Annotated in this window: 17 protein-coding genes; 7 read left to right on the top strand and 10 right to left on the bottom strand. The window is 74.1% G+C overall.

The features are described 5' to 3' along the window. Window positions 1-49 precede the first annotated feature (49 nt). Both ACQ9ZG_RS19955 and ACQ9ZG_RS19950 read left to right on the top strand, forming a co-directional pair. Entirely contained in the window at window positions 50-640 is a 591-nt protein-coding gene (locus tag ACQ9ZG_RS19955) for a CGNR zinc finger domain-containing protein (RefSeq protein ID WP_499280986.1), read from the top strand. A 102-nt stretch (window positions 641-742) separates the two neighbouring features. Further along, window positions 743-1,360: a flavin reductase family protein gene (locus tag ACQ9ZG_RS19950; protein WP_109914373.1), complete on the top strand. Its 618-nt coding sequence runs from the start codon at window positions 743-745 to the stop codon at window positions 1,358-1,360. Window positions 1,361-1,376: 16 nt separating this feature from the next. On the opposite strand, the gene ACQ9ZG_RS19945 is transcribed toward ACQ9ZG_RS19950, so the two are convergent. Further along, window positions 1,377-2,705: an MFS transporter gene (locus ACQ9ZG_RS19945; protein ID WP_084993082.1), complete on the bottom strand. Its 1,329-nt coding sequence runs from the start codon at window positions 2,703-2,705 to the stop codon at window positions 1,377-1,379. 481 nt (window positions 2,706-3,186) lie between these two features. Between ACQ9ZG_RS19945 and ACQ9ZG_RS19940 the strand changes: the two genes are divergently transcribed. Further along, window positions 3,187-4,176, top strand: coding sequence for a GlxA family transcriptional regulator (locus ACQ9ZG_RS19940; protein WP_028416812.1), 990 nt, complete (start codon window positions 3,187-3,189; stop codon window positions 4,174-4,176). A gap of 70 nt (window positions 4,177-4,246) precedes the next feature. Here the strand turns inward: ACQ9ZG_RS19940 and ACQ9ZG_RS19935 are convergent, their stop codons facing one another. The 3 genes from ACQ9ZG_RS19935 to ACQ9ZG_RS19925 all read right to left on the bottom strand — a co-directional run bounded on the left by ACQ9ZG_RS19935 (window position 4,247) and on the right by ACQ9ZG_RS19925 (window position 7,507). Beyond that, window positions 4,247-5,296 (bottom strand): Zn-dependent alcohol dehydrogenase, encoded by a 1,050-nt coding sequence (locus ACQ9ZG_RS19935; RefSeq protein WP_109916085.1) that lies wholly within the window; start codon window positions 5,294-5,296, stop codon window positions 4,247-4,249. Beyond that, complete coding sequence (locus tag ACQ9ZG_RS19930; protein WP_109916086.1) at window positions 5,293-6,441, bottom strand: acyl-CoA dehydrogenase family protein; 1,149 nt, start codon at window positions 6,439-6,441, stop codon at window positions 5,293-5,295. Before ACQ9ZG_RS19930 ends, ACQ9ZG_RS19935 begins: the two co-directional genes overlap by 4 nt. A 133-nt stretch (window positions 6,442-6,574) precedes the next feature. Continuing rightward, a complete protein-coding gene (locus tag ACQ9ZG_RS19925) occupies window positions 6,575-7,507 on the bottom strand; it encodes an SDR family oxidoreductase (RefSeq protein ID WP_109916087.1) in 933 nt (310 codons plus the stop codon). An 83-nt stretch (window positions 7,508-7,590) separates the two neighbouring features. Here ACQ9ZG_RS19925 and ACQ9ZG_RS19920 point away from each other — a divergent pair, with 83 nt between their 5' ends. Then, window positions 7,591-8,517 (top strand): cyclase family protein, encoded by a 927-nt coding sequence (locus ACQ9ZG_RS19920; protein ID WP_109916088.1) that lies wholly within the window; start codon window positions 7,591-7,593, stop codon window positions 8,515-8,517. A gap of 45 nt (window positions 8,518-8,562) precedes the next feature. On the opposite strand, the gene ACQ9ZG_RS19915 is transcribed toward ACQ9ZG_RS19920, so the two are convergent. The 4 genes from ACQ9ZG_RS19915 to ACQ9ZG_RS19900 all read right to left on the bottom strand — a co-directional run bounded on the left by ACQ9ZG_RS19915 (window position 8,563) and on the right by ACQ9ZG_RS19900 (window position 13,019). Continuing rightward, a complete protein-coding gene (locus ACQ9ZG_RS19915) occupies window positions 8,563-9,084 on the bottom strand; it encodes an ATP-binding protein (protein WP_499280983.1) in 522 nt (173 codons plus the stop codon). A 446-nt stretch (window positions 9,085-9,530) separates the two neighbouring features. Then, window positions 9,531-10,643: an acyl-CoA dehydrogenase family protein gene (locus ACQ9ZG_RS19910; protein ID WP_499280982.1), complete on the bottom strand. Its 1,113-nt coding sequence runs from the start codon at window positions 10,641-10,643 to the stop codon at window positions 9,531-9,533. Window positions 10,644-10,650: 7 nt separating this feature from the next. Next, entirely contained in the window at window positions 10,651-11,808 is a 1,158-nt protein-coding gene (locus ACQ9ZG_RS19905; protein WP_499280980.1) for an acyl-CoA dehydrogenase, read from the bottom strand. Window positions 11,809-11,819: 11 nt separating this feature from the next. Next, window positions 11,820-13,019, bottom strand: coding sequence for an amidohydrolase family protein (locus ACQ9ZG_RS19900; protein ID WP_109916372.1), 1,200 nt, complete (start codon window positions 13,017-13,019; stop codon window positions 11,820-11,822). A 206-nt stretch (window positions 13,020-13,225) separates the two neighbouring features. Between ACQ9ZG_RS19900 and ACQ9ZG_RS19895 the strand changes: the two genes are divergently transcribed. After that, window positions 13,226-14,803 carry a class I adenylate-forming enzyme family protein gene (locus ACQ9ZG_RS19895; protein WP_109916371.1) on the top strand — a complete coding sequence of 526 codons (1,578 nt, stop codon included), beginning with the start codon at window positions 13,226-13,228 and terminating at the stop codon, window positions 14,801-14,803. A 94-nt stretch (window positions 14,804-14,897) separates the two neighbouring features. Here ACQ9ZG_RS19895 and ACQ9ZG_RS19890 read toward each other — a convergent pair whose 3' ends face one another. Continuing rightward, complete coding sequence (locus ACQ9ZG_RS19890) at window positions 14,898-15,425, bottom strand: EF-hand domain-containing protein (RefSeq protein ID WP_018490648.1); 528 nt, start codon at window positions 15,423-15,425, stop codon at window positions 14,898-14,900. A gap of 137 nt (window positions 15,426-15,562) precedes the next feature. Then, on the bottom strand, window positions 15,563-15,937 hold the full coding sequence (locus ACQ9ZG_RS19885) for an STAS domain-containing protein (protein WP_018490647.1): 375 nt from the start codon (window positions 15,935-15,937) through the stop codon (window positions 15,563-15,565). A gap of 302 nt (window positions 15,938-16,239) precedes the next feature. On the opposite strand from ACQ9ZG_RS19885, the gene ACQ9ZG_RS19880 reads away from it, so the two are divergent. Together ACQ9ZG_RS19880 and ACQ9ZG_RS19875 are read left to right on the top strand one after the other, a co-directional pair. Next, window positions 16,240-16,833: an RNA polymerase sigma factor gene (locus tag ACQ9ZG_RS19880; protein ID WP_499280979.1), complete on the top strand. Its 594-nt coding sequence runs from the start codon at window positions 16,240-16,242 to the stop codon at window positions 16,831-16,833. Beyond that, on the top strand, window positions 16,830-18,410 hold the full coding sequence (locus ACQ9ZG_RS19875) for a zf-HC2 domain-containing protein (protein WP_499280977.1): 1,581 nt from the start codon (window positions 16,830-16,832) through the stop codon (window positions 18,408-18,410). Before ACQ9ZG_RS19880 ends, ACQ9ZG_RS19875 begins: the two co-directional genes overlap by 4 nt. The last annotated feature ends 4 nt before the right edge of the window (window positions 18,411-18,414 follow it).

Genomic DNA, 18,414 nt, shown 5'->3' with positions numbered 1-18,414 from the left:
GGCCGGGCCACGGCGAGACGCGACCGAGCCGCGACGGAAGGAGACAGCCGTGCCGCACCCCGCAGGGGCCGACCCCCGGCCGCTGACCGGTGAACCGCTCGCCCTTGACCTGCTCAACACCCGCTGGGTCGACGCGGAGGGCCCGCGCGACCTGCTCGCCTCCCTGGACGGCCTGGCGCTATGGCTGGGCAGCCCGCCGGTCCGCGAGCAGACCGGGCCGCTCACCCCGGCCGCCGACCGCGCCACCCTGGACCGGCTGCTGGAGACCCGCACCGCCCTCGGCGCGCTGGCCTCGGCCGCCGCCCTCGACGCGCCGGCCGCCGCCGGAGCCGCCGCCGCGCTCAACGCCGTCCTCGCCCACGGCCGCATCCGCCGCACCCTGGGGGCCGACGGCCTCCCGGAGTCGGTGGTGGAGGTGGACGATCCGGCCTGGGGCCCCGCCTGGCACGCGGCGGACAACTGGCTCGAACTGGTGGCGGACCGGCCCGGCCGCATCCGCCCGTGCGCGAACGACGCCTGCGTCCTGCACTTCTACGACGTCTCCAAGAACGGGACCCGCCGCTGGTGCTCCATGGCCGGGTGCGGCAACCGCGCGAAGGCCCAGCGCCACTACGCCCGCCGCACGAACGCGGGCGGGTGAGCCGGCCCGGAAACAGGCACCGCCGCACGAGCGCCCCGCTCCCCGGGCTTCACATCTGACGGGCCGTCAGTTCTAATGGACGGTGTGATGGGACACGCAGGCATGGCCGCCACCGCCGTCCGGTACCTCCGGTCCGCAGGCGCCGCGGCGACGGCGGCAGGGGATCCTCAGCCGCCGCCGCAGGCGCTGCCCCGGCCGGATCTGAGGGCCGTCCGGGACGGTGAGCGGCTCCCGGTGGACCCCGCCGAATTCCGCCGGGTGCTGGGCCACTTCGCCAGCGGTGTCACCGTCGTCACCGCGCACGACGCGGACGGGCCCGCCGGTTTCGCCTGCCAGTCCTTCGCCTCGCTCTCGCTGGACCCGCCGCTGGTCGCGTTCATGGTCGCCCGTACGTCGACGACCTGGCCGCGCATCGCCCGCGCCGGGTCCTTCTGCGTGAACATCCTGGGGGACGGACAGGGCGCGCTGTGCCGGGCGTTCGCGGTGAGCGGGGCGGACAAGTTCGCGGGGGTGGGCTACGGAAGCGCCCCGGCGACCGGCTCCCCGCTGCTCGACTCCGTACCGGCGTGGGTGGACTGCCGTGTCCACGCCGTCCACACGGGCGGGGACCACCTGATCGTGGTGGGCCGGGTCGAGGCGCTGGGCGCGACGGCGGACGCGGACGGACCGGCCGGTCCGCTGCTGTTCCACCGGGGCGCGTTCGGCCGCTTCACCGGCTGAGGCCCCGCCGCGGCACCTAGGGGCCGTCGGAGCCCGCCGGTCCGGTGCGCGCCTCCGCCGCGGCCCTCCGGATGACCAGCGCCATCAGCGCGGCCACGGCGCAGAGCGCCCCCGAGGCGTACCAGACGACGTCGTACGTACCGAAGACGTCCCGCGCGACCCCGCCGAGGAACGCCACCACCGCCGCCCCCACCTGGTGCGAGGCGAGCACCCAGCCGAAGACGATCGCGCTGTCCTCGCCGTACTGCTCCCGGCAGAGCGCCAGCGTCGGCGGGACGGTGGCGACCCAGTCCAGCCCGTAGAAGACGATGAAGAAGACCATCGGCGGGCGGACGTCGGGGGCCATCAGCATCGGCAGGAAGAGCAGCGAGATCCCGCGCAGGGCGTAGTACACGGCGAGGAGGCGGCGGGCGTCGAAGCGGTCGGTGAGCCAGCCGGAGAAGATCGTGCCGATGACGTCGAAGACACCGATCACCGCGAGCAGCGAGGCCGCCGCCGTGATGGGCATGCCGTGGTCGTGGGCGGAGGGGACGAAGTGGGTGCGGATCAGCCCGTTGGTGGAGGCCCCGCAGATCGCGAAGGTCCCGGCCAGCAGCCAGAAGGGGCCGGTGCGGGCCGCGTCGAACAGCACCTTCACCGCGCGGCGGGCGGCGCCCCGGGCGGGCGCGGGCTTGGCCACGTACGCCCCGCCGTACGGGGCGAGCCCCACGTCGGCCGGGTGGTCGCGCATCAGGAGCCAGACGAGCGGCACCACGACGAGGGCGGCCAGGGCGACGGTGACCGAGGCGGGCCGCCAGCCGTGCTCGGAGACGATCCAGGCGCAGAGCGGGAGGAAGACGAGCTGCCCGGAGGCCCCGGCGGCGGTGAGGACGCCGGTGACCAGGCCCCGGCGGGCGACGAACCAGCGGTTGGTGACGGTCGCGGCGAACGCCATGGCCATGGAGCCGGTGCCGAGGCCGACGAGCAGCCCCCAGTAGATCATCAGCTGCCAGGAGGCCGTCATCCAGACGCTGGCGAGCGCCCCGGCGGCCACCATGGTCAGCGCGGCCGCCACGACCCGCCGGATACCGAACCGGTCCATCAGCGCGGCGGCGAACGGCGCGGTCAGCCCGTAGAGCGCCAGGTCGATGGAGACCGCGAGCCCGATCTCACCGCGCGACCAGCCGAACTCGGTGTGGAGCGGGTCGATGAGGAGCCCGGGGAGGGAGTTGAAGGCGGCGCCGCCGATGATCGTCACGAAGGTGACGGCGGCGACGATCCACGCCCGGTGGATACGGGGGCGGCGCCCCGCGCGCGGCCGCTGCCGGTCACCGTCCTGGGCCGCGCTTTCGATGGTCTCGGTCACGGGGACCAGCTTCTTGGTCCGCCGCCCCGCCCCGCGAGTGGCCGGAGGGACATGGTTCGCAGGGATCGGGCCACGGTGCGGGGCCGGACTCCCCGGCGCACACCCGCGTGCACGACCCACGCCACCGCCGCGCCCACCGCGCAACGGAACAGACCCGGCCCGTTGAACGTCGGCCCGAGCACCGGCCGGACGGCAGCGCCCCGCTCCGACAACCCGGCGGGCACCCCTCGCCCGGTCCACGCGGGCACCCCTCGCCCGGCCCCGCGCGGGCCGTCCCCAGGTCCGCGCGGGCCGTCCGCCGCGGTCCACGCGGGCCCGTCCGCCGGTCCGCGCGGGCGTCGGGAATGGACGCCGTCCCTGTCGGCTTCTTCCTCACGTCGCTAACCTGTGTCAGCCCTGGTCTATACCAACCAGTGAGTTTCAGCCGGTCAGTGCTCCGGCGCGCTCCCCACGGGCCGCCGGCGCAGTGGAGGAGGCCCCCATGCCGCACCGCGTCGCCGTCCTGGCCCTGGACGGGCTGCTCCCCTTCGAGCTGGGCATCCCGCACCGGATCTTCGGCCGCTCGCTGAGCCCCGGACCGGGCAACCGGGGCGAGAAGCTGTACGAGGTCGTGACCTGCTCGGTCCGCCCGCCGGGGCCCGTACGGACCGACTCGGACTACGCGATCCTCGTGGAGCACGGCCCCGAGGCGCTCGCCACCGCCGACACGGTGGTCGTCCCGGCCTCGTACGAACTGGGCCCGGTCTTCGAGGAGGGCAGGCTCACCGAGGAGCTGGCCGCCGCCTTCGCCCGGATCCGGCCCGGCACGCGGATGGTCTCCATCTGCACCGGCAGCTACGTCCTGGCCGCCGCGGGCTGTCTGGACGGCCGCCCGGCCACCACGCACTGGTCCGCCGCCGACCACTTCCAGCGGACCTTCCCGCAGGTCCGCGTCGACCCGGACGTGCTGTTCGTCGACGACGGCGACGTCCTGACCTCGGCCGGGGTCGCCGCCGGGATCGACCTCTGCCTGCACCTGGTCCGCCGTGACCACGGATCGGCCGTCGCCAACGAGATCGCCCGGCGCACGGTGGTCCCCCCGTACCGGGACGGCGGGCAGGCCCAGTTCATCCACCGCCCCGTCCCCGAACCGCAGTTCGCGACCACCACGGCGGCCCGCGCCTGGGCGCTGGGCCGGCTGGACCGGCCGATCCTGCTGCGGGACATGGCCCAGCAGGAGTCGATGAGCGTACGGACGTTCACCCGCCGCTTCCGCGAGGAGGTGGGAGCCAGCCCCGGCCAGTGGCTGACCCGGCAGCGGGTGGAGCGGGCCCGCCACCTCCTGGAGTCCTCGGACCTCTCCGTCGACCAGGTCGCCCGCACCTCCGGCTTCGGCACGGCGACGTCCCTGCGCCAGCACTTCCAGGCGGCTCTGGGCGTGCCGCCGACGGTCTACCGCCGTACGTTCCGCACGTCCGCGGAGAGCGCGTAGACGGCGTTACGGGCTACGGGCTCCGGACTCCGGGATCCGGGCTCCGGGATCCGGGCTCCGGGATCCGGGATCAGAAGACCAGCACCCCCCGGGCCACCCGGCCGTGGCGGGCGTCGGCGGCGGCCTTGGCGAAGTCCTCCACCGGGTAGGTCGCGGTGACGAGTTCGTCCAGGAGGAGTCGGCCCGAGCGGTAGAGGTCCGCGTACAGGGCGATGTCCCTTTGCGGGCGCGAGGAGCCGTAGCGGCAGCCGAGGATCGACTTGTCCAGGTACATCGAGGAGACCGTGAACGACGCCTCCGCGTCGGCCGCCGGGACGCCGAGCAGGACCGCCTGGCCGTGGCGGTCCAGCAGGTCGATCGCCTGGCGGATCAGCTCGGTGCGGCCGACGCACTCGAAGGCGTGGTCGGCCCCCTCGGGAAGGACGTCCCGTACGCCGTCGGTGCTCGTCAGGAAGTGCGTGGCGCCGAACCGCCGGGCCACCGCCTCCTTCGCCGGGTTGCTGTCGACGGCGACGACGGTGAGCGCGCCCGCCAGCCGGGCGCCCTGGAGCACGTTGAGGCCGACGCCGCCGGTGCCGATGACCACGACGCTGTCGCCCCGGTCGACCTTCGCCCGGTTCAGTACGGCCCCGACGCCCGTGAGGACCCCGCAGCCGATCAGGGCGGCCGAGGTGAGGGGCAGGTCGGCGGGGATCTTCACGGCCTGCACGGCCCGGACCACCGTGCGTTCCGCGAAGGCCGAGTTGGCGGCGAACTGGAACAGCTCCCGGCCGCCCCGCGAGAACGGCCTCCCCGGACGGCCGATCGCCCGCCGGCACATCGTCGGCCGGCCCCGGTCGCACTGGGGGCAGGTCCCGCAGTTGGCCAGGGTGGAGAGGGCTACATGGTCCCCCGGCCGTACATGGCCGACGCCGCGCCCGACCGCCTCCACCACACCGGCGCCCTCGTGGCCCAGCACGACCGGGACGGGGAACGGGATCGTGCCGTCGGTCACCGACAGGTCGCTGTGGCAGAGCCCGGCGGCGGCCACCGCCACCAGCACCTCCCCCGGGCCCGGGTCCCGTATCTCCAGGTCGTCGACGACCTCGGTCCGTGTGCCGTCGAAGACGACGCCTCTCATCGCGGCTCCCTCGGTAGGCCGAGCACCCGCTCGGCGATGATGTTCCGCTGGATCTCGTCGGAGCCGCCGTAGATGGTGTCGGCCCGGGTGAAGAGGAACAGGTGCTGTGCGTCGGTGAGTTCGTACGGGTCCGTGACCGACCAGGGGCGCGGGCCGGTCGCCCCCGCCCCGCCCCCCACCTCCAGCGCCAGTTCCCCCAGCCGCTGGTGCCAGCCGCCCCACAGCAGCTTCGCCACGCTCGGGGCGCCCGGCGCGTCCGTCGTGCCCAGGGTGCGCAGGGCGTGGCGGCGCATGGTGATCAGCTCGGCCCACTGGCGGACGAGGCGGGCCCTGATGAGCGGGTCGTCGGCGGCCCCGCTCCGCTTCGCCGCCGCCACCACCTCGGCCAGCTCCTGTGCGAAGCCGATCTGCTGAGCGAGGGTGGAGACGCCGCGCTCCCGGGACAGCAGGCCCATCGCGACCTGCCAGCCGTTGCCCTCGCCACCGACCGCCTCGGTGGCCCGGGCCCCGTCGAAGAAGACCTCGTTGAACTCGCTCGTCCCCGTCAGCTGGCGGATCGGCCGCACCTCGATCCGGCCCGGCTGGTCCATCTCGACCAGCAGGAAGGTGAGTCCGTGGTGGCGGGTGGAGCCGGGGTCGGTGCGGGCGAGGACGAAGCACCAGTCGGCGTCCCGGGCCAGGGAGGTCCAGATCTTCTGGCCGGTGACGGTGTAGCCGCCGGTGCCGTCGGGGGTGGCGGCGGTACGGAGCGCGGCGAGGTCGGAGCCGGCGCCGGGTTCGCTGTACCCCTGGCACCAGAAGGTCTCGCCCCGGGCGATGGGGGGCAGGTGGCGCAGGCGCTGCGCCTCGGTGCCGTACGCGATGAGGGTGGGCGCGAGGAGGTTCTCGCCGATGTGGCCCAGGCGGGGCGGGGCGGTGGAACGGGCGTACTCCTCGGCCCAGATGACCTGGTGGGTGAGGGGGGCGGGGGTGTTGCCGTAGCTCTCGCCGGGGCGGGGCGGCCAGCCGATGCCGATCCAGCCCGCCCGGCCCAGCTCGCGTTCCCACGCGTGGGGGGCGGGGGCAGGGTCGGTGAGATGGGTGCGCAGCCAGGTGCGGGCGTGCGCGCGAAAGGCGTGGTCGTCCTCGGTGAACCCGAAGTCCATGCGTGCCTCCTGTCGTTCCCGGGGGCGCGGCCCCCGGCTCCTCCGCTCGTGAAGCGGCCACCCCCAGCCCCTCCGGCGGGCCGGATCGTCGGCCCCAACGCCGGAGCGGCCGGAAGCGGGGGCGGCCCCGTCCTCAATCGCCGGACGGGCCGGGGGCGTTCGGCCGGGCGCCCGTCCGCGCCGCCTGCGCCATCTCCTCCACCCGCGCCAGCATCGGCATCGGGTCCGTCCCCACCGTCCCGGGCAGGAGGTCCGCGATGCGTTCGGGGGTCCAGGGGGACTCCCCGTAGGCCGCCCTCAGCTCCCTCGGCTGGGCCCACACCGCGATCTTGGGACCGGCGACCGTGTAGACCTGCCCGGTGATCCCCGCATCCCGGGCCCGCTCGCTCAGCAGGTAGACGACCAGGGCCGCCACGTCCTCCGGCTCCCCGATCTCGGCCAGTTCCACCGGCACCCCGGCCGACATCCGGGTCCGGGCCACCGGGGCGACCGCGTTGGCGGTGACGCCGTACCGGTGCAGGCCGAGCGCCGCGCTGCGGACCAGGGAGATGATCCCGCCCTTGGCCGCGCTGTAGTTGGCCTGGGAGACGCTCCCCTGGTGGTTGCCGCTGGTGAAGCCGATCAGTGTGCCGCCGCCGTCCTGCTTGCGCATGACCGCCGACGCGGCCCGGAAGACCGTGAACGTGCCCTTGAGGTGGGTGGCGAGGACCGGGTCCCACTCCTCCTCGGACATGTTGAAGAGCATCCGCTCCCGCAGGATCCCGGCCACGCAGACGACCCCGTCGAGCCGCCCGTACTCCGCCAGGGCCGTCTCCACGATCCGCTGCCCGCCCGCCATCGAGGAGACGTCGTCGGCCACCGCGACCGCCTGTCCGCCCGCCGCCCCGATCTCCTCGGCGACCGCCCGCGCGACCTCGCCGGCCGGCTCGGAGCCGTCGACGGAGACGCCGTAGTCGTTGACGACGACCCGGGCGCCCTCCGCCGCCGCCGCGAGCGCGACCGCTCGTCCGATGCCCCGGCCGGCCCCGGTGACGGCGACCACCCTGCCTGCCAAGAAGTTCCCCATGTCCGGCCCTTTCCGCGGTTTCTGACGGACCGTTAGATTTTATGGCCAGCCCGATACCCCGGCACAAGACCCAGGAGGCCGCCATGTCCCTGCCCGCCCCGTTCCACGAGATCGCCCGGCGCGTGAACAACTGGGGGCGGTGGGGCGCGGACGACGAGCGCGGCACCCTCAACCTGATCACCGACGCCGTCGTACGGGAGGCCGTGGCCACCGTCCGCACCGGCCGCCGGATACCGCTCGCCCTCCCCCTCCGCCACGGCGGGGTGCAGAGCGGGTTCATCCCGGGGCGGATCGACCCCCTGCACACCATGGTCCAGATCAACCACGAGACCTTCGGGCCCGGCACCGTCGCCACCAGCGACGACACCGTCACCATGGGGCTCCAGGCAGCCACCCACTGGGACGCCCTGAGCCATGTCTCGCACGGCGGGCGGATCTACAACGGCCGTCCCGCCACCACCATCACGGCGCACGCGGGCGCGCAGTTCTCGTCCGTCGCCGCCGTGGAGCACCTCGTGTCGCGGGGCGTGCTGCTCGATGTGGCGCGCGCCCGGGGCGTGGACCGGCTGGGCGCCGCGCACGCCGTCACGCCGGAGGACCTGGAGGCGGCGGAGGAGTTCGGGGGCGTACGCGTACGGGCCGGGGACATCGTCCTCGTACGGACCGGGCAGGTGCGGGTCGTCCTGGCCGGGGACCGGGAGGCGTACGGCTATCCGTCACCCGGGCTGTCCCTGCGCACGCCCGAGTGGTTCCACGCCCGGGACGTGGCGGCCGTCGCCAACGACACCCTGACCTTCGAGATCTTCCCGCCGGAGGTCGAGGGCCTGTGGCTGCCCGTGCACGCCCTGCACCTGGTCGAGATGGGGATGCTCCAGGGCCAGAACTGGGACCTGGAGGCGCTCTCCACCGCCTGTGCGGAGGAGCGGCGGTACGGCTTCCTGCTCACCGCCGCGCCCGAGCCGTTCACCGGGGCCACCGGGTCTCCGGTCGCCCCGGTCGCGGTGCTGTAGGCGCGACCGGGAGGCCGCGGGGCCTCCCTGGTCGGGCAGGACGGGTCAGGCCAGGCCCGGCACGTTGGTGAAGACGCAGGACGGCGGCTCGCAGGCCTCGCCGCCCTGGACCACGACCTTGGGCAGCACCTCGCGCACCGCCGGAGCGGCCGCCACCGGCGCCCCCCGGTCCACCTCGCACCAGATCTGCTTCCCGGCGCCCTCGCGCTGCCAGCCCCAGCGGTCCGCGAGGCCGTCGACCAGCTCCAGGCCCCGGCCGCCCGTGTCCTCGCCCTGCGCGTGGCGCGGGCGCGGCGGGCAGTCGCTGGCGTCCGCGACCTCCACCCGGACGGTCCCGGCCTCCCCGGCACCGCCTCCCCCGCCGAACAGCATCCGCAGCACGGCGGGGCAGCCCGTGTGGACGACCGCGTTGGTGACCAGCTCCGAGATCAGCAGGATGAGCGTCTCCGCGAGCGGCTCGTCATCCCCTATCCCGGAACCGACCAGACGCGACCGCGCCCACCTACGGGCCCGCCCCACCTCTGCGGGATCCGGACCGACCTCCAGCTGAACCTGAAGCACCTGCACCGCTCACACCATCCGAACCGGCGGACACATCGCCTCGCGCCTCCTCAGGGTCACGGAACGTGATTCCCTTACGCGACAGCATGGTTGACGTACAGTCACCGCAACAAGCGCTTCGGGCATATTCCAGCGCGAAGGAGTACGCGTGGTGCATACTGTGCGACGCACGCTGCGGGGAGTCGAACAGGAGCGCGCAGAGACCGCGAGAATCGCTTCCCGGGCAGGCCCGGCACATCTCCGGCAAGAGCCCTCGCCCCGGACCGGAGCCGCCGCACAGGCCACCCCCGGATCGTCCGGTTCCAGAACCACTCGCATCCCACGGAGCGTACCCGAGCGCGGCCCCGACTCCACCCGGTGACGAATCACGCAAAGGACACAACCCGGTATCGACGCCGACCGGCTGCACTGAGTCACCCTCCGCCCTCCGCTTCTCCCGGCCCCGCCGTGCGTCAACCCGAGGCCGCTGAACCGCTGTACAGCGGCGGTACGGGGCCGGAGCCGGCGCCCAGAGCGGCGGCCAGGACCTCCTCCGACTCGGCCGCCGTGAGCCACCGGGACGCCCTCAGCCAGGCCCGCTTCAGATGGAGGTGAACATCTGCCTCCCAGGTGAACCCCATCCCGCCGTGGATCTGGAGGCAGTCCCGCGCGTTGCGTACGGCCGCCTCGTCGGCCAGCAGTTTGGCCGCCGCGATCTCCACCGGGTCGGCGGTGAGCGCGGCCGCGTAGAGGGCGCCGCGGGCCGGTTCGGTGCGGGCGAGCATGTCGGCGCAGAGGTGCTGGACCGCCTGGAACGATCCGATGGGCGATCCGAACTGTTTCCGCGTACGGGCGTGTTGGACGGCCATCTCGGTGGTGCGCGTGGCGCTCCCGAGTTGTTCGGCAGCCGTGAGAAGCGCCCCCTCGCGGCAGAGTGCGCCGGGGTACGCCTCCAAGCCACCCGCGAGCCCCGCGCCCGCGCCCGCAAGCCCTTCCGCCCGGTACGCCTCCGGCCCGCGCGCGGGCCCCGGGGCGGCCGCCGCGCGCTCCTCCGCCCGGTGCAGCGGGGTCAGCGGGTCCAGCGACCGCACGGGCCCGGCCTCCGCCACGAACGCCGCCAGCGCCTCCCCGGTCAGCGCGCCGGGGCCCGCCGGCAGGCCGGAACCCGTCGGTGCGGCGGGATCCGTCAGTACGTCCGGGCCCACCAGCACCGCGTCCGCGTCCGCCAGATACGGGACCGGCCGCCCGCCGCCCTCCAGCGCCGTGACCACCGCCTCCCCCTCCGCGGCACCGTCCACCGCCCCCGCCGCCAGGTGTGTGGCCACCAGCGGGCCCGGCAGCAGCGCCCGGCCGGCCTCCTCGAAGAGCAGCACCGCCTCCGGCAGCCCGAGCCCCACCCCGCCCGAATCCTCCGGCAGCCGCAGCGCGAAGAGCCCGGCCGCCCCCAGCTCGCGCCAGAGCCCCCGGTCCACCGTCCCGCCCCGCTCCACCGCCGCCCGGAGCGCCTCCCGGCCGAACACCGCGCCGAGCAGTTCGCGCATCCCGGACCGCAGGGCCCGCTGGTCGTCCGAGAGCTGGAGGTCCATGGCCGGGTCAGCGCCCCTTCGGCAGGCCGAGGATGCGCTCGGCGACGATGTTCCGCTGGATCTGCGAGGTGCCCGCCGCGATCGTGTACGCGAGGGAGGAGAGCCGGTCCAGGACCCACTCCCGGTCCAGGTCGAACGCCCCTTCCGCGCCCAGCACCTCCGCCGCCGCCTCGTACAGCTCCTGACGGGCGCCGGAGTAGCGCAGCTTGAAGACCGAGCCGCCGGTGCCCGGGACCCCGCCCGTGCGCTCCGACTCCCCGACGTTCGCCTGGGTGAGCCGCCACAGGGCCCGGAATTCGGCGTTCAGGCGGCCGAGCCTGCGGCGCAGCACGGGGTCGTCCCAGCGGCCGTTGCGGCGGGCCTCGGCGGCGAGGGCGTCCAGGGTGCGGCGGCAGGCGACGACCTCGCCGACGAAGGCCGTACCGCGTTCGAAGGAGAGGGTGACCATGGTGACCCGCCAGCCGTCGTTCTCGGCGCCGACCCGGTTCCCTGCCGGCACCCGGACCTCGTCGAGGAACACCTCCGCGAACTCCGTCGACCCGGCCGGTGTCCGCAGCGGCCGGACCGTGACGCCGGGCGCGTCCATGGGCATCGCCAGCCAGCTGATCCCCCGGTGCTTCGGCGCGTCCGGGTCCGTCCGCACCAGCAGTTCGCACCAGTCGGCCACCTCAGCGTGCGAGGTCCAGATCTTCTGCCCGCTCACCACGTACGTGTCCCCGTCGCGCACCGCCCGCGTCCGCAGTGCGGCCAGGTCCGATCCCGCCTCCGGCTCGCTGAACCCCTGGCACCAGATCTCGTCCCCGCGCAGCACCGGCGGCAGCCAGCGGGCCCGCTGCCCGGCCGTGCCCTCGGCGGCGACGGTCGGCCCGGCGTGCAGCAGCCCGACGAAGTTGGCCCCGACGTAGGGGGCCCCGGCCCGCTCCGTCTCCTCCAGGAAAATCAGGTGCTGGGTGGGGGTGGCGCCCTGCCCGCCCGCGTCCACCGGCCAGTGCAGGCCCGCGTATCCGGCGTCGTACAGCATCCGCTGCCAGGCCGTGTCGTACGCGCGCCGCGCGGGCCAGTCGTCGGGCGAGGGCTTCGGGGGCAGGCCGGGGAGGACGGCGGCCAGCCACTCCCGCAGCCGGCCCCGGAACTCCTCCTCGGCCTCCGTGTACGCGAGATCCATGGGCCCGCCGCCTACTTGTCCAGGTCCAGGCCGAGCATCCGGATCGCGTTGCCGCGCATCAGTTTGCGGACCGTCTCCTCGTCCAGGCCCTTGACGTGGTCGAGGGCGACCTCCTTGGTGTGCGGGAAGGTCGAGTCCACGTGCGGGTAGTCGGTCTCGAAGGTGGCGTTGTCGCGGCCGACCACGTCCAGCGACGCGATGCCGTGCTTGTCGCGGAAGAAGCAGCAGAACATCTGGCGGTAGTAGTACGTGGACGGCGGCTCGGGGATCAGACCGCGCACCCCGCCCCACGCCCGGTGCTCCTCCCACACGTCGTCGGCGCGCTCCAGGGCGTACGGGATCCAGCCCATCTGGCCTTCGCTGTACGCCAGTTTGAGCGTCGGGAACCTCACCAGCACGCCGCTGAAGAGGAAGTCCATCATCGAGGCCATCGCGTTGTTGAAGGAGAGCGAGGCCTGCACGGCGGGCGGTGCGTCCGGCGAGGCGGCGGGCATCTGGGAGCTGGAGCCGATGTGCATGTTGACGACCGTGCCGGTCTCCTGGCAGACCGCGAAGAACGGGTCCCAGTAGCCGGTGTGGATGGACGGCAGACCGAGGTAGGTCGGGATCTCGGAGAAGGTGACCGCGCGGACGCCCCGCGCCGCGTTCCGCTTGATCTCGGCGACGGCCAGATCGATGTCCCAGAGCGGGATGAGGCAGAGCGGGATCAGCCGGCCGCCGCTGTCGCCGCACCACTCCTCCACCATCCAGTCGTTGTACGCGCGCACGCAGGCGAGAGCGACCTCCTTGTCGTGCGCCTCGGCGAAGGTCTGACCGCAGAAGCGGGGGAAGGTCGGGAAGCAGAGGGAGGCCTCGACATGGTTGAGGTCCATGTCCTTGAGCCGCTCGGCCGGGTCCCAGCAGCCGGGGCGCATCTCGGCCCGGGTGATGCCCTCCAGCGTCATGTCGTCGCGGTCGAAGCCGACGGCGGCGATGTTCCGCTTGTACGGGAACCTCAGGTCCTCGTAGACCCACCAGTCGGTGGGCGGCCCGTCCGGGTCCATGGTGATGACGTACTTCCCGCCCGTGTACGCCAGTTCGCCGATCCCGGCCGTCAGCGGCTGCGGACCCCGCTCGCGGTACTTCGCGGGGAGCCAGGTGGCGAAGAGGTGCGCGGGTTCGATCACATGGTCGTCGACGCTGACGATCCGGGGCAGTTGCGCGGCCGTCATGGTGCCGTCGTCCGTCGTGGTGCCGTCATCCGTCATGGCGTGTCGTCTCCTCCGGCGCGCGCACCCCGACGTCCCGCGGGCGCTTTCTGATGGTCCGTCAGATTGAGTTGCGGCCATCAGGCTAGCCCCGCACCCCTGGACCGACAAGGCGCGGAGCCCTACGCTCTGCGCAATATCTGACTGACCGTCAGTTTGGAGGGACGCCTGTGACCGCCGTGAGAGACGTGACCGCGACCGCCCGCGCGCTCGGCGCCTCCCGCACCTTCTGGGGACTGCTCGAAGCCCGCTCCGCCCGCACCCCCGACCGCCCGGTCCTGATCCAGGAGGACCGGTCCCTGACCTTCGGCGAGCTGCGGGAGGGGGCGGAGCGGGTGGCGGCCGGGCTGTACGGGATGGGGGTGCGCGCGGGCAGCGTGGTGGCCTGGCAGCTGCCCACCCGGCTGGAGACGGTCCTGCTCTCCTTCGCGCTGAGCCGGCTGGGAGCCGTGCAGACTCCGGTCATCCCGTTCCACCGGGACCGTGAAGTGCGTTTCGCGCTACGGGAGTCGGGGGCCGCCTTCTTCGCCGTGCCGGGTGTGTGGCGCGGCTTCGACCACACCGCGATGGCCGAGCGGATCGCGGCCGGACTCCCCGATCCGCCGCGCGTCTTCGAGGCGTACGACGCGCTCCCTGACGGCGACCCGGCGGTGCTGCCGCCGCCACCGGGGGCGGAGTCCGGCGACGACGTCCGCTGGATCTACTGGACCTCCGGCACCACCTCCGACCCCAAGGGCGTGCTGCACACGGACCGTTCGCTGATTGCGGGCGGCTCCTGCCTCGCCCACGCCCTGAAGTTGGACGCCGACGACGTGGGCTCGATGGCGTTCCCGTACGCGCATGTCGCCGGGCCCGACTACACGGTGATGCTGCTGCTCTACGGGTTCCCGGCGGTGCTGTTCGAGCGGTTCGCCCTGCCGGACGCGCTGGCCGAGTACCGGCGCCACGGGGTCACCGTGGCGGGCGGCTCGACGGCCTTCTACGCGATGTTCCTGGCCGAGCAGCGCAAGGACCCGGGCCGCCCGGCCGTCCCGTCCCTGCGGCTGCTGGCCGGCGGCGGGGCGCCCAAGCCGCCGGATCTCTACCACGCGGTGGTACGGGAGATGGGGGTGCAGCTCACCCACGGGTACGGGATGACCGAGGCCCCGATGATCACCATGGGCGCCCCGGACGACACCCCGGACCACCTGGCCCGCACCGAGGGGCGGCCGGGCGAGGGGATGGAGGTCCGGATCACCGACGGGCGGGGCGCGCCGCTGCCGTACGGCGTGGAGGGCGAGGTGCGGCTGCGCGGGGAGGCGGTCTGCCGGGGCTATCTGGACGCCGCCGCCTCGGCCGCCGCCTTCGACGCGGACGGGTTCCTGATCACCGGGGACCTCGGCCGCCTCCAGGAGAGCGGGCATCTCACGCTCACCGGACGGCTGAAGGACATCATCATCCGCAAGGGCGAGAACATCTCCGCCAGGGAGATCGAGGACCTGCTGCACACCCACCCGGGCGTGGCGGACGCGGCGGTGATCGGACTCCCGGACGCCGAGCGCGGTGAGCGGGTCTGCGCGGTGGTCGAGCGGGCGCCGGGCGCGGTCGCGCCGACCCTGGCCGAACTCGCCGCCCTGCTGCGGTCCGCCGGGCTCGCCGTCCACAAGGTGCCGGAGCAGCTGGAGGTGGTGGACGCCCTGCCCCGCAACGAGACGCTGCGCAAGGTGCTCAAGTACAAGCTGCGGGAACGGTTCGGCGGAACCGCCTGACCGCCAGACTGCCGGGGCCCGCGGGCTCGCGGGCTCACCCGAAGGCTCGGCACTCGTTACGGGGGTGGGCCGCCCACCCCCGTAAGCCCCGGGGTTACTTGTCGTCCGGCTCGATCACCGTGAAGTACACGGCGAGCGCGGAGACCACATCGCCCTCGGCGATCAGCCCGTCCCGGTCCGTGTCCAGGCTCTGGGCCGCGATGCCCGCGATCTCGGGGCTGGCCCCGAGCACCCGCAGCGCCCGCTCCACGGAGGCCACCGACGCCCGGCCGCCGTTGTCGTCGCTGTCCGCGACCGCGATCGCCGCCCGCAGGAAGGGGCGGGCGATCTCCGCGAACCGCTCGGGATTGTCCCGCAGCCGCTTCACCGCCCCGCCGACGAACTCCTCGCGGGTGACCCGCTGGTCGCCGTCCACGTCGGCGATGCCCGCCATGCCCTGCCAGAAGGCCTCGGCCCCGTGGTAGAGCGCCTGGCCCTTGTCGCAGCGGGCCGTCGTACCGAACTCGGCGAGCAGACGGGCGGCTGCGGCGTTGAAATCGGCGCGATCGATGGTGCCGTTGCCGTCCTGGTCGAAGGCGGCGAAACGGTGCGCGATCTTGCGCTCGTACTCTGCGCTGTCCATGCGGGGAGCGTACGTCGCCGGAGGCCTTCACGTGTCACTCCGGGACGGCTCCTGTGTGACAACCTCGCTTCAGCACCGAACGCTTTCGGCCGGTCACGGTCAGCGGTCACCCACCGGGCGCAGTCGCCTGCGGGCGGTCAGGCGGTCAGCGGCTGGCAGGTCTCCCCCGCGGCCGACTCCGCGTCCGGGTAGACGTCGAAGAGCCGGCGTACGCCCAGCGCCCCCAGCACCTTGTTGACGTGCGAGCCGTCCTCGGCGCCCCGGGCGGGGAGGATCAGCCGCAGCCGCCCGCCGCAGGACTTCATCAGCCGACGGGAGGCGATCAGCACCCCGACCCCGCTGGAATCGCAGAAGAAGACCTCCGACAGGTCGAGCACCACGTCGTGGCGCCCTTCCGCGACCGCGTCGTGGACGGACTGACGCACGACGGGTGAGCTGACGAGATCGAGTTCACCCTGTATGCGCAGCACGGTCCAGTCGCCCTGCTCGGTCTCGTCCACCTTCAGCGTCACGCGACTGGACCTCTCGTTCCGGGGGCTCCCGGCGATCCGGAAGTTTCCGTTCCTCCTCGCGGCTGCCCAACCGCGTATCCATGAAACACCGCTCACACCCCCGGGGCCCAGGCGGTTTCCGGTGGAAATGATCACTTCGGCCGGTTTCCCCTGCTCAGCGGAGCGGGGGCGGCAAGAACGGCCGAAAGAGATCGGTGGAATTCCCGGCGTCCTTACATCGGACAGTTGCGGCAAAGGCAGGTACGGGGCTTGCGCGGGCGACTACATTCGGACAGCGAGGACAGAGGCTGGGGGTTGGTTCGATGGCGAAGGACGCACCGCCCCGCTGGGACCGCGGGATGCAGCAGAGGCTGGTCCGCGGTGAGGCGGCGGCGCTCGGCGAGCTGTACGACCGGTTCGCCTCCCTCGTCCACAGCCAGGCGCACCGGATGCTCGACGACGAGGACGCGGCGGACCTGGTCACCCGGGAGGTCTTCGCCCAGGTCTGGGAGAACCCCGAGGCGTACGACCCGCAGCAGGGCTCGATGCGCTCCTGGGTCGCCCGGCTCACCCACCGCCACGCGGTGCAGCGGCTGCGGCGGGCGGTCACCGCGTCGTACGCGGAGGAGCACGGCGAGGGCGGCGCGCCCGACCCGGAGGAGCTGGAGCGGCGGGTGCGCAGCGCGACCTCGGCGGCCCGCGCCGACTTCATCGTCTCCTCGATGCCCGCGTCGCTGCGGCAGGCGCTGGAGCTGGCGTACATCCAGCGCCGGGACTACCGGCAGACCGCGGCCGACCTCGGGGTGACCGAGGACGAGGCCCGCCGCCGGCTCCGGCTCGGCCTCCAGCTGCTCTCCACGGCGGGCACCCGGCCGCTCGACGGCCCTCCGCCCCCCGCTCCCGGACGTGCCCGGTGACCGGCGACGGGCGCGAGGGCGACCGCCGCGACGACGAGGTGCGGGACGCGCGGCGGATACCGGGTCCGCGCGGTGCGGTGGACGACCTCGACCTGGAGTCGGTCCCCCGGCCGGTGCTGCCGCCGCGCGGCGAGCACGTGCCGGAGGAGACGGTGCCGAAGCAGGAGGCGCCGGTGTCTGAGGACGGGGCGCCGGGGCAGGAGGCGTGGGAGGAGGAAGCGCGGGAGGCGCCGGGAGCGGCGGAGCCGAAGGAGACGTGGGAGGCCCCGGAGACCCCCGGGGTTCCGGACGCGCCGGAGGCCCCCGGGGCCCAGGCGGATCCGGAGGCCCAGGAGGAGCGGGCGGCCGAGGAGGAGGGCGAGGACGTCGTGGACGAACCGTTCTCCGAGGCCGCCGCCGAACCGGCCGCGTCGGCCGCCTCACCGCACCCCGGGACCACGGACGCCCCGCCCGCCCCGGCCCTCTCCCACCAGGTCCTCAAGTCCCTCCTCGGCGCCTGGGCGCTCTCCGCCTGTTCGGCCGAGGAGACCGCCGCCGTCGAGGAGCACCTCACCTCGTGCGCGCCCTGTGCGGACGAGGCGCTGCGGCTGCGGGACGCGGTGGGGCTGCTGCACACCGACGGGTCCCTGGATCTCGACCCGGGGCTGCGGGCCCGGGTGCTGGACGGCTGCCTCGGGCGGCGCCCGGCCCGGATCCCGGTGCCGGAGTGGGTCACGCCGTACGACGCGGAGACCGCCCGGCTGGACGCGCTGGTGCGGGACTTCGGGGCCGCGGAGTGGCATGCGCCGGTGCGGCTCCAGTGGTTCGAGGAGGAGCGCGCGGCCACCCGCCGGACCACGGTCGCCGGGGTGATCGGCCACCTCATGGCCGTCGACGGGCTGCTCTCCGCCGCGCTCGGCCTGGAGGACCCGCTCGGCGCGGCCCAGGGGCGCACCGGCTCCGAGGTGCCGCTCACCCCGGTCCGGCGCACCGAGGCGTACTGGGCGGCCACGCACCCGCCCGCCACCCGGGCCGTCCGCGAGCCATGGCGCGATCTCACCCACCGGCTGATCAGCACGGCGTCGATCGCCGGCCGCAACGTGGCCGAGCGCTCCGTCTCGTACGGGGACTTCGCCCTGCCGCTCCAGGACGCCCTGCTGGACCGGGCCTTCGAGTGCTGGGTGCACGGCACGGACATCGCCGAGGCGGTGGACTATCCGTACGGGCCGCCCTCCGCCGTCCATCTGCACCGGATGGTGGACCTCGCCGCCCGGATGCTCCCGGCCGCCCTGGCGGGGCGCCGCGGCGCCGGGCTGGCCGGACCGGCGAAGGAGCTGGTGGCGCCCGGGGAGCCGGGCCGCTCGGTCCATCTGGAGGTCGAGGGGCACGGCGGCGGTGACTGGTACATCGCGCTCGACTCCCCGGCCGCCGTCGGCTCGCCCGACCGCGTGGTGGCGCAGGTGGCCCTGGACGGGGTGGAGTTCTGCCGGTTGGTGGCGGGCCACATCCCGCCGGTGGAGGCCGCCGCGGGCCAGGAGGGCGACCGCGAGGCCATCCGCGACGTCCTGTTCGCGGCGGCCTCGCTCAGCCGGCTGTGATCAG

This window comes from Streptomyces araujoniae (assembly GCF_050871195.1).
Classification (GTDB): domain Bacteria; phylum Actinomycetota; class Actinomycetes; order Streptomycetales; family Streptomycetaceae; genus Streptomyces; species Streptomyces bacillaris.
This window is presented reverse-complemented; position numbering and strand designations above follow the sequence as displayed.